The sequence below is a fragment of the Sulfobacillus thermosulfidooxidans DSM 9293 genome (assembly GCF_900176145.1).
In the GTDB taxonomy this organism is placed as follows: domain Bacteria; phylum Bacillota; class Sulfobacillia; order Sulfobacillales; family Sulfobacillaceae; genus Sulfobacillus; species Sulfobacillus thermosulfidooxidans.
The window spans coordinates 1,217,113-1,233,654 of record NZ_FWWY01000001.1 but is presented as its reverse complement, the minus strand read 5'-3'; the positions used below and the strand labels follow the sequence as shown (position 1 = coordinate 1,233,654).

The following is a 16,542-nucleotide window of genomic DNA, read 5'->3' as shown; positions in this document are numbered from 1 at the left end:
TACACCATTTAGTTCCAAGAAATCATTGAGTCAACACTCAAATCGGCATACTTGTAAATTTAAAGGAGGCAGGAATATGCAAGCTCTTGATCCATCGAAATTAGGACCCCGACAAAAATTATCGAATAGACATAGGCGGTGGCGTAAGTTAGGAACCTGGTCCCTTGTTGGGGTGTTTTTGATGATATTTGCCTTCTTTCTTGTTCTTGATCTGGGAGACATGGGAGTCAAATCATTCCCCATCACTTATATTGTGCGCTCAGGCAGTATGGCTCCTGCCTTTAATACCGGATCTTTGATCGTCGATACCCGGTTTACCTCCCAAATGCCTTTAAAACCTGGAGAAATTGTGACCTTCGCCAATCCGGTTCAGCAAGGTGTGCTCTTAACTCACCAAATTGTGGGCATCGTCCACAAAAATCATAAGGTTTTCATCAAAACCAAAGGGGAAGCGAATAAATATCCCGATGCCTTCCTCACCCCCGAATCGAACATCGTCGGCGTGTATCATTTTGCCATTCCTCTCTTGGGCTATGTGATTGTCTTCATTAAAACCCGCTGGCTGTGGCTTGCCGAAATGGTCGCCGGATTCGTCGCCATTTATGTCGTCTTAACCAAGGTCATTCGTCCCGCGCGAAAGGAAATTAAGTCATGAAATGGGGAACGGCACTCGGAACTCTAGGCCTACTGACTGCGGCAACCTGCGTTGCACTGCCCCTCATCAGCACTTATGCCTCATTTACGGCACAAGCATCGACACCAAGTTTTGATTTTCAGGCGCTCTCAATGCCCACAGCCCTACCGCTCAGTGGCCACAGTGGGCCCATTTCGCCCCATGGCCTTATCGTATATGGCAGCTTAGCCAATCACACCAGTCGCGTCCTCGCATGCACTGTGGATATCTCCCTTATGTTATCCACAGCTTTTCACCAACCGAAGACCCATTCCCACGGAAAGTCTCCGAAAGATTCTCCTAAAGGTGCCGTGGCCAAGGCGCCTGCTCCCTCGTTTCAGCCCATGCATTGGAACATCCCTCTGACCTTGGGACCAGGCGTGGTCGACACCCTGTCACTCACTGCGCCAGCAAATCTCATTCCGGGGCGATATCAGGCCGCAATCACCGTCTATTTAGGAGGATTTAGCGAGCAAACGACCGATATCTTGACAGTCCCCTTACCTTCGCCACCATCCAAGACGTCTAGCCAATCCTCTTCTTCGTCGTCTTCGTCTACATCGGCCCCATCGTCTTCTTCCTCGACGTCATCGGCATCAACACCGCCGCCCTCATCATCGTCTAATGATTCGCCCTCACCGGGTCCATCAAAAAAGACCCCAGGACACTCGCCATCGACAACGACAAGTTCCCACTCCTCGTCTTCCACCCCATCAAAATCGGGAGCCTCTTCGGCACCAGGGTCCTCATCGGTTACGCCGTCTGATCCCCCAGGCTCATCGTCTTCATCGTCTTCATTACCTCCCCCAGTACTCACCATGCCAAGTCATTCAGCCACTATACCGTCATCTTAGAAAGGCTGGAAATTAGGGTGAGAGGTTAAACCTCAATCATTTGATGATAAGGAGGCGATGACATAAAATGAAAAATTTCCCTCTGACCGAATTTCGCTCGAAAAGACGCCGTTCATCCAGTACAAGTCCTTTAATGTTAAAAGTACTCATCGGTACTCTTCTGATTATGAGCGTGATAATGGGGACGTTACCGAGTTGGCGATCGTCTTTGCATCCCTTCTTTGAACCCGGAACTATTAATTTATTCGTGAAAAGTCCTCAAATGGTCCACGTCATGACCACCCGTAATGGGACCATTGTGGTGACTTTGCGTAAAAACTCCTACCCGTTTACGGCCCATCTGCAATTAATCAATCCCACGGCCATTAATGAACTGGTCAGTATCCATAGCACGGATTATGCGAATACGGTACGCATTGATCGCCACCATCAAAAATGGATAGCTATCCCAGTCGGAAGTAGCCGTGACTTAGTTATCCGCATTCAATACCAGTTAAGTGCCTGATTGTTAACGGTCTTGGCTTTTCCACAAGACGCCGTTTTAAGGCCTCGATATGAATTTCTAAGGAATCTATACTCCTGGCTCACCATGCCCTCAGAAACCCTAGAGGGTTTGCTCCATCTGTACGACCTATCTGGATATAGGTCTTACGAGCCAAGGGCGCAAGCATATCTCAAGATAGGGCACACGACGGATAACCAACAATTCCTGATTATGGCAATATGAATGAACAATCCTAGCACTTAATCGTAGGAAAAGGTAAAAATGTAGGGTCAGAAAGGATGGTACATCGTGACAACCTCTTTGGGATCTCTCGCGATGTATTGGAAGCCATTGTGGCAAAATCACCGCCGTTTTATGTTCTATTCTTGTGCATTGACGGCCTGGTTAAGCGGAACTATCACAGCTTTCACCAAAATTTCGGCCCCTTCCTTATACGCCGGAATTCCCTTCGCCATCACCGCAGCCTTCTTATTCCTCTACCGTCACCGTCTTTTGTCCCCTATTACACGGTTTTTCGGATCTCGGGGTTATTTGATCATCTGGAATCTCTTTCTTGTGGGTGGCTTTTGGCAAGCTCAACATTTATGGTGGCAGCTTCTTTTAGGAATTCTGTCCGTTCCCATCATTAGCCAATGGTTTGACCAGCTGCTCGTTCGCGCTGATGGGCATATGGGAGTCTTGGCTGCAACATGGGCATTTGCCGCGCTATTTGGCCGTGCATTGAGCCTGCCTGAAGCCGCCCTTTGGCAACTGACCCATATGCTGTGGCTACCATTCATCCTGTCCGTGGCGGTAACTGCCCTCTATCATCCCACCATGGTCGCACCTGTTGATGAGGCGAGCACATCCCGAGAAAATCCGGTGCCCATGCACGTTGTTCCCTTTGTGGTTGTTGGGGTCGTGTTAATCATTTCTCAAGCTTTTTCCGAGATTTTGAACCATTCTATCTGGACAAGCCAGGCTCATGTCTACGGACTCAGTGCCCTCATTATTCTGGTAACCTTACTCATTTTGCCGCTGGTATCAGAACCTCTCGATGCCCTCTTACTATATTTCAGCATCACCCTCATTGGGGTTGCTATTATGCTCCTTGAAGCCAAATCGGCGATTTGGTTAAGTTTCCCGTTCTTTCGCCTGGCCAAGGAATTTATCATCTTTTGGTGGACAGCCGAACTCATCCGGCTTCGGCGCACGCATGGCCAATATATTCCCCTAATTTTGAGCGTATCGGTGTTGTTGGCTGTGATGGGCCGAGAAATTGGGGTTTGGTGGCTCAATTCCTCTGGACAATTTCCGATCGAAGAAATTTCCGGAATTGCCCTGTTTATGATCATTCCCACCACCATTCATTTTGTTTTTGGAAAAAGCTCGACACGAAAATTGGTGCCTGAACCTTCTCAAGAATCCCCAACTCCCAAGACATTAGTTGACACGACAACGGTTCAGATGCCGCCCTCACTGTCAGAACAGGACCTGGAAATGTGGGCTGAATCGCTATCTGTCCATCTGACTCCCCAAGAACTCCGCATTTGTCACTACTTGTTATCGGGACTCAGCCATCCCCAAATTGCCGAGCAGTTATATATTTCCCCCAACACACTCAAAACCCATTTACGCAATATCTATCGCAAAACCGCCGTCAAGAACCGGTTCGAGCTGGTCACCTTAATTACCCAGGGCAAGCGTGCTTCACGTCCTCATTCGCTCCCCCAATAACTACTCACACGAAAGACGATAACCGTAGGGGCAGGCCCTTTAGTATTTAGGGGGCTTAATATCCTAACACGACGCGTCTTAAAAATATTAAATAATTATCTTGTAATACTTAATCCTATCTGATATCATGTTTACCAAGGGGGAATGAGATATGGTACAGTTATACAGCACCACCATTAACTTATCACCAACGGTTCGGGACAACGTGAGCACGTTATTAAATCAGCGGGTAGGACTATTCACCGATCTCTTTGTGCAAACCAAACTCGCTCACTGGAATGTTCGGGGTCCTCATTTTATCGCTTACCATGAACTTTTTGATTCCATCGCTAGCCACCTTTTAAACGCGCAAGACATGATGGCCGAACGGGCCGCAACGTTAGGCGGATCGGCTGGCATGACGGTACAAGATGTGAGCGAAAAGAGTACATTGCCCGCATGGCCTATGACGATCCGGCAGGACACGCAGATCATTCGTTTGCTTCAAGAACGCCTTGGACAGGTCGCTAATGAAATTCGTCATGATATCGAAAAGGCCGCCGAGTGGGGTGATGCCGACACGGCCGATTTATTCACCGAAGTATCGCGCCAACTGGATAAGGATTTATGGTTCATTGAGGCCCATTTAGACGTCTAAGTCGCCGCCAAGATTTGGGGAATAATCTTGGGTTAAAGCGTTGACGAGGTTAACTAGAAGGATGCATCAGCCAGTAAGTCATCAAAGTAGGGAAGATAATCGAAACTTGGCAGGCTGTGGGTTTTTTCAGCCTGCCTTACCAGTTTCACCACCAGGTTATTGAAGGGCGTTGGAATCCCTTGTTCCTGTCCAAGACGCGTGACAACACCATTGATATAAGCAATTTCCGTGGGCCGATTCTTTTCTAAATCTTGTAATATGCTCGATTTGACGGCCCGGCCTGGACTTATCACACGCCGAAACATGTCCCTGTATGTGATGACGTCATTCATCTGGTGAATTTCACACGATCCAACGTCGAAGCCAAATAGTGGTGCAAATTGCACGCCACAGGCATGCCCTACTTTCAGAGTTTCATGGGAGAGAAAGACAGCACTTCGAATCACCACCTCATCATCAATAACCTCTCCAAAGGTGGCACCAAGAGCGGCAGATAACCCGCCAAATGTCGCATTCAGCCATAATTTGGACCATTTAGTGCCGACCAGGTTTTGAGAAATATGGGTCCCTCCGACGTGAGCAAGAATTGACGCAACGACGTAAATCCTATCGGTCATTTGACCATTTAATTCACCAATTTGAAAGGCATACTGGCGAAGATGCTCTAAGGAGGTGGTTAAACACGATACACCGGGCTTAGTGCCTGTGGCACCAAATTCAATACTCCCGCCGATAACGCGTTGGGGGCCAACAATAGCTGCTACCTCAGCCTCGGGGATACCATTTTGCAAGGAGCACACGATGCTGTGCGGTCCCAGATATCCTAAAAGATGTGTTAACACCTCACGATTCTGCAATTGTTTCGTCAATAACAAAACCAAATCGTAGGTTCCCAACATGTGTTCGGGTGTTAGTGCGCGGACAGGTACGGTCCATTGGATAGCCCCTGTGATTCTCGCCCCAAATTGGTTTAAGGCATCAACATGGGCCTGATTACGCGTAATGAGTTCGACATCCAAGCCATGGGCACTGAGATAGGCTCCGACAATCGTGCCGATAGATCCCGCACCCATCACCGCAATTCTCATCGTGCACCTCTCCCGTCTTAAAAAACCGAGCAATGTTTCCGTTCTATTGTTTCTTGGTGGTGCCTATGTGGTCATGCCCTCATCCTTCTAAGGCCACGATGAGGATATCCGAGACGGTAAACAGGGTTTCGCACTGATTACCCTCAATCATATTACATCTATTGTATCTCGCATTAGCGTGACGAGTGAGGAATTGTCTTCCATAACTGATTAAATTTATGCAGCACGTACCCGTAGCCCAAATGTGATGGGTGCCTCGTCAGTATAGCGGAAATGGATGTCGACTATGGAATACATCCCCATCGATTTGCAAGACCCCTCCATCATAATCCGCCGCAACATGAGTCGCAACCGGTACGATATGGTTATCATCGTAGGCGGCCAGACAGATCAATCGGCCTATCCCATAGCACCCATTGCCGCACCTGCCGTGTCAATTCCTTCCGCGAATTGATATCCACATCCAGGCACGCTACCATACCCGTTAAACAATGCTGGATGGGATAGACCAGTTACGCCGGTCCCGACTCTCGACTCCCGCGTCGGGTGGCCAGAAGAAATTGGCGCGACTGTATCGGGAAACTTTGAAAGCTCTGATGGATCAGTGCGTTTGATTCGCTACAACTGGCGATTATGCTCGGATATTATACCTTGCCCCTCGATGCCGGCGGGCTCATGAAAGATGAGAGTGTCCAGAGTGCGACACCGTCTTGGGGTTCAAGGATGAGGGAAGATGGGATTTGAGAGGATATGGCAGGAGGCGTTGGGAACAAGACGAAGACAAGACAGAAGCCAAACCACATGCTCAGGACGAGAGTCAGGCATCTCAGGAGATTTGTCATGCGGATATGGATTGCCTTCGACGCCGAAACGTGGTAGACATTGTCTATCTCACAATCACAGAATGCGAATACCCAAAAAATTCCGTAAACGATGTTTTTGCTGAATGCCAATGAGGACTTCCTAATCCTCACCATCCTTCGTCATTTTATTAGGCTTGTTGCAGCCGGCATTCCCTTTGAGCAAGGCGAGTCCTCATTGGCATCAATTTGGCCCTATAAGTCGTCAAGAATGTCTACGTAACGCAAATTTCCTCGCTTTCTTTTGAGGTAAAGCTGATCATAGGGGATGGGCGAAGGATGAATAGCTTAACTATTGTTGATGTCGTCGATGGACACTTCCGTGAAGTCGAGGATATGTTTCACTGTACCGGGTGGGATGATCCGTTAGCTATGGAATGACCGCATAACGTTCATGGAGAATTAAAAGATGACTACCGGTTTGTCGCACACGCACAAAGCCTAATCGTTCGAGTTTCTGCAATAGCTCATGGGCCGTAATGCGGGGCAACGGAGGCCTGGTGTTAATGCACCTCGACTTCCGCAATGGTTTCGATCTGATCAGGAATTGGAAGATGCTGTTCGGTAAGATAGGATTGTGTGAGGCTAATGGCTTCGATGATGTGGTCGAGGGCTTGCCCCGGCGTTTGTCCGGAACTCGTACAGCCTGGTAATGCGGGGACGTACGCAAAATATTCATCATCACTTTTTTCAACAATCACGATATAGCGCGCCATGAGCCATCACTTCTTTTGGAGTATTATACGCTTTGAGAAACATTTTATCCAGCTGCCGCCAGACGCGCAGCGACGTAAATCCTATCGGTCATTTAACCATTTCATTCGCCAATTTGAAAGGCATATTGGCGAAGATGCTCTAGGGAGGTGGTTAAACGCGATACACCGGGCTTAGTGCCTGTGGCACCAAATTCAATACTCCCGCCGATAACGCATTGGGGGCCAACAATAGCTGCTACCTCAGCCTCCGGAATACCATTTTGCAAGGAGCACACGATGGTTTGTGCTCCCAGATATCCTAAAAGATGTGTTAACACCTCACGATTCCGCAATTGTTTCGTCAATAACAAAACCAAATCGTAGGTTCCCGACATGTGATCGGGTGGTAACGCCGGGACAGGTACGGTCCGGATAGCCTCTGTGATTCTCGCCCCAAATTGGTTTAAAGCATCAACCTGGGCCTGATTACGCGTAATGAGTTCGACATCCACGCCATGGGCACTGAGATAGGCTCCGACAATCGTGCCGATAGATCCCGCACCCCTCACCGCAATTCTCATCGTGCACCTCTCCCGTCTTAAAAAACCGAGCAATGTTTCCGTTCTATTGTTTCTTGGTGGTGCCTATGTGGTCATGCCCTCATCCTTCTAAGAATCTAAAATCGTCTGGGCCACGATGAGGAGATCCGACACGGTAAACAGGGGTTCGCATTGATTTCCCTCAATCACATTAGATCTAGTGTATCTCTCGTTATCGTGATGAGTGAGGGATCGTTTTCCATAACTGATTAAATTTATGCAGCAACGGATCCGTGTCAGGGCGGTAGCCGCGAATGCCTTGCCATGTCACGCCAATCACGAGTTCAGCATCATGGTAAACCCGTAAAACAGCCTTGCGCCGCGCCTCAGGACTCGCGCCGAGTTCGCGAATGAGGGTTTGTTTGATGGGATGATTACTGGCAATAAAATGCTCATTACGGGCAATCAGTTTCTCGATATAGACGGCATCAGGTAAGGCATCATTTTTTTGCAAGTTACAGAAACGGTGCGCTAACACGAGATTCCACAGTTCATCATGTTGAACAAGTTGACGGGGAATAACATGATCCACGTGCACTTCATCATTGTCCATGACATCACCGCAATAAAAGCATCGTCCGTGCTGATACCCATTGAGAACGGGGCGCGTATGCGTAATATCCGTTCGCGCATATCCCTTTTCCAGGTAAAATTGCCGGATATCATTAGAGGATTTTTCATAACTCGACGAAGCACGACTGTGGATAACTGTCCCTTCCAATGATGACACCCTTCTCAACGTTCTGACACGGGTTCGGAAAGGATGATTCTCGCGCCATGGCAATACGATGCCCGGCGAACGACCCCGGATCGCTCGCCTCACCGCCGAGGCGTGATAGGAGCGGAATGCTATGAAACGGTGGAAGCCAGCACCGTCGCGGCCAAGGCAATGACTGCGAAGAGATGATGGGTATGCACCTTTCGTCGTCCGCGCACGCGGACGGTGCGGAGATTCAGTTGTTCCTTCAGGTAGCTGAAGGCCCGTTCCACGCTCGTCCGCAAGTTATAGAGGGCATCCCATGTCGCCGTTCCGCGCACGATGCGCCCCACTTCGCGGGGATTGTCAGCAATCGCCATTTTCTGGACATAGCCATAGTTCGAGGGGGAACACCATGCCATGCCCATGGGACACTCGACATGTCCTGTCGCATGGGGACATCGAAACTTTTGGGTCTCCGTGGTCGCATCATAGCCCGCTAACGTCAGCGGGTAACCCATGGAACAGGTTGGACGCCCCAGGGTGTTGCGACCCTCGGGTGCCTCACCCCCGTGGCGATTGAGCGGGATAATGGGAATCAGTCCTTGCGCATGGAGATCCTGATACAGGGTCGCCTGATCGTACCCGGCATCGAAAATCGCCACCTGCTGCCCCATGTTCCGGTCGGTGGTGATCTGGACCAGCGGTCGGGCCATGTTCACGTCATGCACCATGGCTGTCGTGGTCAGCGCAGCCAACGGAAAGAGGCTCCCGGCCGCCACCGACAGATGCAACTTGTAGCCGAACCACCGATATTTCTGGCCCTTGGGCCCGGTCTTCATCCCCCAACTAGCCCGCTCGAGATCTTGCGCGTCGGCATGCCGACGCGTTTTCTCATAGGCGGGGATGTCGGACGCATCATACGCCGCCACGTCATCCGGTACGAGATGGCGTTCCCGTGCCGTCTCAACGAGTTGGGCATGGATGACTTGAAGGCTCGTACAGCGACTCAATTGGTTAAACAGACGCGAGAAGGTCGCCGCCGAGGGGACATCGGATTTCCCGCGATAGCCGACAATCCAGCGGAACACGGGATCGCGGCGCAGGCGAGCCCGTAAGGCTTCGGTGGTGGGAATTTGCTCCACCGCTTTCGCTATATAAGCGCGGATCATGGTCGGTCGATCATGCTGTTCCGGGCGGCCCGTGCGGGCCGGTGGTGGTAATGCCGCCAATGCGGGGCTGAGGGGTACCTGATCTAAAATTCGCTGCAACTGGTCATCCCATTCGGTATCTTTTATCCAATCCTGCAGGGAAAAGAACGATGCTTGGCGAATAGAGTACATGGTGAGTTCCTCCTCTTGGCTTGTTTGGTTGGGTAACTAAAACTTCGCCAGGGATGGTAGGAACTCCTTTTTGCGTCCGATTCAGGGGGAAATATTTTCTCTCAGGCTACAGACCCCTTGGGAGTCGCGGGTTTTGAGTTATGAAAAACCCTCATTAGTTAAGCTCCAACGTTCCCGGCGTAGGCTAAACGCCGCCTCGAGAAGATCCCAACGCGATCCCGTTTCGTCTTTTAAATGTTCACGTTTCGGCCCATTACCAAAGAGCTCAAACAATTCGTCTGTTAAATGCAAGGTACGCCCATCAAAATGATAGAACGAGATGGGTAATGCTTTATCAGACACCGTGTGAAACCGGGGCAAAACATCTCCGAAAGCTTCCCGGGCAACACGTTCGATTGCCTGGGCCTCGTTAATTTTTCCTAATCGTTCGAGTCGAACAATCCGTTCCATGACCGTCAGTCGATCGGGCAATACCAATTGAGGACGGTCCGCTTCTAGCCGTTTTCGATAGAGAACAAAGAAATCTCGCGCCAACACGTCCAAGGGGATATCGGTTTGGTGACCCTCGCCGTAGCTAATCAGGCACTGGGCTAACGCAATTTTATATGTGGCGGTATTTAAACCATAGAGAATGATAGCTCGCCAAAAGTCTTCTGGTTCAAACGGTTCCACCCCGATCACTCCCGGACAATGAGGTTGTAAGAGTCCGCAATATTCCTGTGTTTTTAATCATATCATTTCACGGTTATTGCCGAACACGCAAAAGATGGCCCGAGTCCGTTAGCCGATGCCAAAGACTTGGGTCCTGGTATGAAAAGAGCCAAAGTGTGCTATCATAACAATGATAAGGTAGGGCTAAGCATTTTTACCGGAAAGCGAGAATGTGGCCAAAATGACCGGAGATTGTACATGAGGGTATTAAAGACGGCTGACACCGGGTCTTCTTTAATACCTTCGCCATTTTCTTACCGTATCTCCCCAGCGAAAACTCTGATGTTGGTCACGATGAAAGAAGGTGAGGCCCATGAAAGAAATCATCACGGCAGAATCGTTGCTTCGTGATCGGGGTTTACGGGTCACGCCACAACGTCAAGGGATTTTACAAATCTTTTTGAACGATCCGGGATATCACTGGAGTGCCGATCAAATCCGGGACCGGCTTCTTGGACAAATGCCGGGTCTTGCCCGGGGTACCACCTATAAAGTCCTGAACGAGCTGGTCAATGCCGGCATTTGTGAAGAATTAGCGACGCAAGATGGGATTGCCTTATATGGTCTCCGTTTAAAACCCCATCATCACTTTTTTTGCACCGTGTGCCATGAATGGTCTGATATTGAAATTAGCGGTATCAGCTCGCTCACGATTCAAGGCCATTCTCCTGCGGCTTCCATCGACCACATCGATGTGGTCATCCGCGGCGTCTGCGTTAAGTGTAGCACTCAAGCTTCCAAGCCGTAGACGAAAGATTGTTCTCCTTCCATTATGCGGATCTCAAACATGCTTGTTATCTGCTACACCTGGAAACGCCGGGGGAAGGAGAGGGTCACCGCACCCGTGAATTTTCTTCCGTCCGGACAACGGCAAGCCATTACTATGCGTGCGCGTCATCATGAGTTGGCTCACAATGCTGACCGCCACTTCTTTAGGTGTCTCGGCGCCCAAATCAAGGCCGACTGGCGCATAAAGGGGTCCATCCAAAAAGGTGTGTCCAATATGCGCTAACATCTCGCATGTTCGGTCATAGGGTCCTAATACCCCAACAAATTGGGGATGAGAGTGTAAAGCCAGCTGCAAGGCCTCTTCATCGAGAGCCTGATGGTGATTCATGATCAACCAAAATTGCCAATCTTTCATGTGCCCCAGTAATTCTCGCGGACGCTTCACAAGCCGCGTCAAAGAATCGATGGTCTTGGTGTTCCACTGCGATTTAGGGTCTAAAACCGTGATCTCAAAACCCACCTGGTCTGCTAATTCGGCCACACACCTTGCATCATAGCCAGCACCACAAATCACTAGGGATGCTTCCTGACCTAAAGGATCAATAATGTATTCTCCTGACGCTTCAGCTAGGGAATAAACCTTAGGATCTTTCAGGGCAGCTCGTGCCTGCTCGATAATCTCTGCAGAAAGAGGATGGCCAAAAACATGCGTGTTTGATACCGCCGACAGATTCATCCGGGTTTTTTCATAAACCAGGGCAAAGGGCTGATGATCATGAACAGCCGCGAGAATATCTTGCCAAAAGGCATTGGCGTCGACTGGCACCAGCAACACCTCAATCACCCCTTTGCACCCCACGCCAAGCCCCCATGGGTCATCATTCGCTAAATCGTAAACGACCATCTTCGGCTTCTTAGAGGTCATCACCTCCCTGGACCACTGCCATAAATCACCTTCCAGGCAACCGCCACTTAACGTACCGACCATCTTGCCTGTTTGGTCCATCATCATTTTGGCCCCGGGTCTTTGGTAGGCTGAACCCTGCACCCGAAGAATAGTAGCCAAAACCGTGGCGTGTCCTTGTTGCCACGACTGTTCAATGGCTTCAAACACTTGCTGGGTTTCTTTCCATCGGGAACCTGAGGAAACACTGGAGATTAAAGTCATCAGCATAAACTCCTTTTCGCAAGAGGGGATAGCACTTTGATACGGAGCATGGTCCTGGATAAAAGCAAACCCTCACAGGCTTGAAGCCTCAGAAAACGATGACAATTGCTTTGTAATCAGCGCTTCAATGACCCACCGCCGGTATTCACTGGAAACCTCAACATCGGAAAGCGGATCACAGGCATTTTTCACATATTCCGCAATATCCTTGATGACGGGATCCGTCAGAGTTTGGCCTAACACGCGCTCTGAAATCCTGGGGATTTGAATGGGCACCACCGATACCCCACTTAAGGCAATCTCTAAATCCGCAATCTGATGGGCGGGTGTCATCTGAAGCCGCATTGCCATGCCGACAATCGCTAAATCCCCATCATCGCGTAACGTATATTTATCGTAAGCACTGAAAGTGCCAGGAGGCGTGGGCGGAATAATAAAGCCCGTAATCAGTTCCCCTTCCCGAATATCGGTGGTGAGGTAATCGAGAAAGAAGTCTTTTATCGCCACGAGCCGGGATCTTCCTCCTTCTCCCATCAATTCAACTTGAGCGGAAGACACCATGAGCGCCGCAGGCGGGTCTGCACCGGGTTCCCCGTGGGCAATATTGCCGCCCCATGTTCCAAGATTGCGAATTTGTACCGATGCGACTTTTCTTGCCGTCTCAGCTAATAACGGAGCATGGCGTCCAATCAGAGGATGTGTCGCAATTTGATGATGGGTCAGCATGCTGCCAATAAATAACGAGCCATCCTCTTGGAGTGCTACCCGGTGCAAGTCCTTGACGTGTTTTAAACTGATAATCGCCTCGGGTTCGATGACCTTCTGTCGCATCATGGCCAAAAGTGACTGGCCACCCGCCATCAATTTGCTGTTGGGGCCAAGTCGTGATTGCCATTCTAAAACCTCATCCACCGTTTGTGGCTGCACAAATTGCACCGATCATCCCTCCCTTTACGGCTCGTTTCTTTACGTTGTCGGCTCCGTGACGAGCCCTTTCAGATTCTTGGCAAAATCTTTCATCAAGCTCTTCGCTTTGGGTTGGATCATGCCCCAGCCCAGGGATGCCGCTTTCCCCCGCACATCCACTTGGGCATCGACCACAATGAGACTGCCGTCGCCATCTTCTTTGAGCTGAATGGTCAAATTCATCGTGGTAGACGAGGCCATTTTCGGATCACGGGCCGTACTTTCCATCTGCAAGATTTTGTTTGCGGCATCAATCTGCTTTAACAGGAGTTCGCCGACAAAATTCATGGCCACAGGCCCCACTTTAACGCTCATTTGCATGTGATAACGGTTGTCCTCTTCCCAAGTAAATTCCCAAAGACCGGGCAAACATTGGGCAACCTGTTCAAAGTCTTTGGTTAACATCTCCCAAAGGGCATCAGGCTCTAGGGGAACAGAAATGTGCTCCATAATGTTCATGAGATCGTCTCCTTTGATTGGGCCTTTGATGGGAATTGCCGTTGCGATCTGAGTGCGCGCAAAATCTTTTCCGGAGTTATCGGCAAATCGGTAATGCGGACCCCTATGGCATCATAGACCGCGTTAGCCACAGCTGGGGCAGTGGGGACCATTCCCATTTCAGCGAGTCCTTTCGACCCGTAAAGACCATGGGGATCGTCGGTTTCGACCCATAATGTCTGGATAGGAGGCACGGTCATGACCGTCGGAATCTTGTATTGGCCAAACCGGGTCGAAAGGGGCTGTCCATCGACCACTTAAAATCTTCATACAAGGCGTAACCTAGTCCCTGCATAATACCACCGTGCACTTGCCCTTCAGCACCTAAAGGATTAATGATACGGCCACAGTCCGTTGCGGCCACCACCTTTAAAATTGTGATTTTCCCGGTATCCGGATCCACTTGCAGGACAACTCCATGGGTTCCAAATGAATAACTCATGGCAAAATCTCCGACACCGGTTTCCGGATCCGGTAAAGAACAGGGAGCATCAAAGTGCGCACTAGCCATCACATGAGTGCCCCCACCATCGCGAAAGAGCATGGTATGCACGAGTTCCCCTAAATCGATGCCATGTTCTGGGTCCGAGGCTGCAAAAACCTGCTTGTTGTGAAACTTGACATCTTGTGGGGAACAGCCAAGACGTCCGGCGGCTTCCTTGGTCAATTGGACCTTAATCTTGCGGCACGCTTCTTGTACGGCACGCCCGCCCAAGGTGGTGGCTCGTGACCCAAAAGTGCCCAGGTCCGGCGGTGTCATTTCCGAATCACTTAGGGTAATTTCAATATCACGGAGATCAATCCCCAGTTCTTCAGCCGCAACTTGCGATAACGTGGTGGCACATCCTGTTCCCATTTCCACCACGCCAGCCAAAATGTTTACCGAGCCATCATCATTCACCTTAACCGTCGCTCCGCAAAAATCCGCATTGGCTTCAGGGTGAAACTTCCCGCTGGTAAAATGTGTCCCCACGGCAAAGCCGATTCCCACATAGGGCGGTTTCTTTAACCGGTTATTCGAATCCGGGAAATCATATCCGAGTTCTCGAACCACCCGCTCCAACGTTTCGCGCGCGCCATTGGTGCGCAACACCGGTCCTGAAATCGCCCGATCGCCAGTCTCCGTTAAATTGATTCGGCGAAAGGTTAACGGGTCCATCCCTAAACGGGCGGCGATCATATCAGCTTGACTTTCCGCCGCATAAGTAAATTGTGGGCTGCCAAATCCCCTAAAAGCTCCCCCAATAGGCGTATTGGTATAGACCACATAGCCGTCATAACGGTAATGAGGAATTTTATAAACGGCCCCACCTAACATCGATTGAGTGAGGGACACGCCCGGTCCATAACTGGTATATGCCCCATTATCCACAATCACCCGCGCTTGTCTGGCGGTAATGCGGCCATCTTTTTTAACCCCAGTCTTGAGATAGATGATTTCTTTATGGCGTGTCCGGCTGGCAATAAATTCTTCATCTCGGTCATGCGCCATCTTGACGGGTTTTCCCGTCATTTTGGACAGGATTAAGGCACAGACGTGAATCGCCTGGACCTCACTCTTGCTACCAAATCCGCCGCCAACATAGGGCGCAATGACCCGAATTTTACTGGTTGGCAGATCAAAAATATTGGCCAGATGATAGCGCATGAAATAAGGGGTTTGAGTCGAGTCATACAACGTGATTTTGCCTGACAAATCCCAGTCAGCAATACACACATGGGGTTCTAAACAGGTATGGGCTTGTTTTGAGGTGACAAAACGGTCTTCAAAAATAAAGTCAGCCTCTTTAAACCCTTGCTGGACATCTCCGCCCACGACTTGATTATGGGCGACGATATTGCGCTCCACATCATGAATTTTGGGAGCATTTTCCGCTAAGGCTTCTTCGGGATCCGTCACATACGGTAATTCCTCATATTCTACTTCAATCAAAGATAACGCTCTTCTGGCCGTCTCTTCATCGGTAGCACAGACAGCCGCCACCCCATCTCCCACATAACGCACTTTGTCTACCGCGAGTCCCGTTTCGTCCGCCACAAAAGCGCCAAATCCTTTGGACGGCATATCTTGGCCCGTAATTACGGCCATCACACCCTCTAAGGCTAAACAGGCTTCCGTCTTAATGGACAGGATTCGGCCGTGGGGAATGGGACTGCGCAATATCGCGCCATAGAGCATGCCCGGTAGTGTCATATCGATGACGTAAGAGGCTTGTCCACTGACCTTTTCTTGTCCATCCACCCGCAGCACCCCATGTCCCACTACCTCTTTACCGGCTTCTTCTAAGGCCAGGGGCGAACTGTGGGCCAGGGAAGATGGGGACGAGGTCTCGGCCAGAGCCTTTATCGCTTCGACAATTTTGACATATCCTGTGCAGCGGCATAAATTCCCTTTAATGGCCTCTTTAATGTCATCTTCTGTGGGGTGAGGCTGGTGCAACAATAACGCCTTCGCCGATAAGATCATGCCCGGCGTGCACATCCCGCACTGGGTCGCCCCATGGTCAATAAAGGCTTGTTGCAGGGGATCTAAACGGTGATTGGCGCTTAACCCTTCAATGGTCACAATGTCTTCCCCGTTGACATTAAGCGCCAGAACCAAACAGCTCTTGACCGCTTGTTGATTGAGAAGAACCGTGCAAGCCCCGCAATACCCGTCATTACAGACCTTTTTGGTCCCCGTCATTCCTAAATCCTCACGCAAAACATCTTGCAGTGTGCGCATTTCAGGGATAAGAAGATGATGATGCTTCCCGTTGACAGTGAGGGTCAATTCTTGCAAAGAGATGACCTCCTTTTGTAG

The 16,542-nt window shown here is 50.0% G+C and carries 17 protein-coding genes; 5 read left to right on the top strand and 12 right to left on the bottom strand.

Annotated elements, in window-relative coordinates; genetic code table 11:
- The first annotated feature begins 76 nt into the window (after positions 1-76).
- Positions 77-655 carry a signal peptidase I gene (locus B8987_RS06405; RefSeq protein WP_176213169.1) on the top strand — a complete coding sequence of 193 codons (579 nt, stop codon included), beginning with the start codon at positions 77-79 and terminating at the stop codon, positions 653-655.
- 469 nt (positions 656-1,124) lie between these two features.
- Here the strand turns inward: B8987_RS06405 and B8987_RS06400 are convergent, their stop codons facing one another.
- A complete protein-coding gene (locus B8987_RS06400) occupies positions 1,125-1,493 on the bottom strand; it encodes a hypothetical protein (RefSeq protein WP_084661013.1) in 369 nt (122 codons plus the stop codon).
- Between the two features lie 101 nt (positions 1,494-1,594).
- Between B8987_RS06400 and B8987_RS06395 the strand changes: the two genes are divergently transcribed.
- The 3 genes from B8987_RS06395 to dps all read left to right on the top strand — a co-directional run bounded on the left by B8987_RS06395 (position 1,595) and on the right by dps (position 4,385).
- Positions 1,595-2,032 (top strand): hypothetical protein, encoded by a 438-nt coding sequence (locus B8987_RS06395; protein ID WP_084661012.1) that lies wholly within the window; start codon positions 1,595-1,597, stop codon positions 2,030-2,032.
- A 288-nt stretch (positions 2,033-2,320) separates the two neighbouring features.
- A complete protein-coding gene (locus tag B8987_RS06390; protein WP_084661011.1) occupies positions 2,321-3,748 on the top strand; it encodes a response regulator transcription factor in 1,428 nt (475 codons plus the stop codon).
- A 151-nt stretch (positions 3,749-3,899) separates the two neighbouring features.
- On the top strand, positions 3,900-4,385 hold the full coding sequence (gene dps / locus B8987_RS06385; protein ID WP_020375283.1) for a DNA starvation/stationary phase protection protein Dps: 486 nt from the start codon (positions 3,900-3,902) through the stop codon (positions 4,383-4,385).
- 53 nt (positions 4,386-4,438) lie between these two features.
- Here dps and B8987_RS06380 read toward each other — a convergent pair whose 3' ends face one another.
- From B8987_RS06380 to B8987_RS06355, 6 genes are all read right to left on the bottom strand, one after another.
- A complete protein-coding gene (locus tag B8987_RS06380; protein WP_084661010.1) occupies positions 4,439-5,473 on the bottom strand; it encodes a ketopantoate reductase family protein in 1,035 nt (344 codons plus the stop codon).
- Positions 5,474-6,836: 1,363 nt separating this feature from the next.
- The gene (locus B8987_RS06375; protein WP_084661009.1) at positions 6,837-7,049 is read right to left on the bottom strand and encodes a type II toxin-antitoxin system HicB family antitoxin; all 213 of its coding nucleotides are present in this window, start codon (positions 7,047-7,049) and stop codon (positions 6,837-6,839) included.
- A gap of 101 nt (positions 7,050-7,150) precedes the next feature.
- Positions 7,151-7,609 carry a ketopantoate reductase family protein gene (locus B8987_RS06370; RefSeq protein WP_084661008.1) on the bottom strand — a complete coding sequence of 153 codons (459 nt, stop codon included), beginning with the start codon at positions 7,607-7,609 and terminating at the stop codon, positions 7,151-7,153.
- 190 nt (positions 7,610-7,799) lie between these two features.
- Positions 7,800-8,348 carry an HNH endonuclease gene (locus tag B8987_RS06365; RefSeq protein WP_242940630.1) on the bottom strand — a complete coding sequence of 183 codons (549 nt, stop codon included), beginning with the start codon at positions 8,346-8,348 and terminating at the stop codon, positions 7,800-7,802.
- A gap of 128 nt (positions 8,349-8,476) precedes the next feature.
- Entirely contained in the window at positions 8,477-9,667 is a 1,191-nt protein-coding gene (locus tag B8987_RS06360) for a transposase (protein WP_020375712.1), read from the bottom strand.
- Between the two features lie 138 nt (positions 9,668-9,805).
- A complete protein-coding gene (locus B8987_RS06355; protein WP_176213168.1) occupies positions 9,806-10,339 on the bottom strand; it encodes a hypothetical protein in 534 nt (177 codons plus the stop codon).
- A gap of 352 nt (positions 10,340-10,691) precedes the next feature.
- Between B8987_RS06355 and B8987_RS06350 the strand changes: the two genes are divergently transcribed.
- On the top strand, positions 10,692-11,126 hold the full coding sequence (locus B8987_RS06350) for a Fur family transcriptional regulator (protein WP_020375277.1): 435 nt from the start codon (positions 10,692-10,694) through the stop codon (positions 11,124-11,126).
- Between the two features lie 33 nt (positions 11,127-11,159).
- Here the strand turns inward: B8987_RS06350 and B8987_RS06345 are convergent, their stop codons facing one another.
- The 5 genes from B8987_RS06345 to B8987_RS06330 all read right to left on the bottom strand — a co-directional run bounded on the left by B8987_RS06345 (position 11,160) and on the right by B8987_RS06330 (position 16,521).
- On the bottom strand, positions 11,160-12,275 hold the full coding sequence (locus tag B8987_RS06345) for an XdhC family protein (protein ID WP_176213167.1): 1,116 nt from the start codon (positions 12,273-12,275) through the stop codon (positions 11,160-11,162).
- Between the two features lie 72 nt (positions 12,276-12,347).
- On the bottom strand, positions 12,348-13,211 hold the full coding sequence (locus B8987_RS06340) for an FAD binding domain-containing protein (RefSeq protein ID WP_084661006.1): 864 nt from the start codon (positions 13,209-13,211) through the stop codon (positions 12,348-12,350).
- A 30-nt stretch (positions 13,212-13,241) separates the two neighbouring features.
- Complete coding sequence (locus tag B8987_RS06335; protein WP_020375274.1) at positions 13,242-13,700, bottom strand: SRPBCC family protein; 459 nt, start codon at positions 13,698-13,700, stop codon at positions 13,242-13,244.
- Entirely contained in the window at positions 13,697-13,939 is a 243-nt protein-coding gene (locus B8987_RS19935; RefSeq protein ID WP_242940629.1) for a hypothetical protein, read from the bottom strand. Before B8987_RS19935 ends, B8987_RS06335 begins: the two co-directional genes overlap by 4 nt.
- Positions 13,936-16,521, bottom strand: a complete 2,586-nt coding sequence (locus tag B8987_RS06330) for a molybdopterin-dependent oxidoreductase (protein ID WP_242940628.1) — start codon at positions 16,519-16,521, stop codon at positions 13,936-13,938. The genes B8987_RS19935 and B8987_RS06330 overlap by 4 nt, the downstream gene beginning before the upstream one ends.
- Between the last annotated feature and the right edge of the window lie 21 nt (positions 16,522-16,542).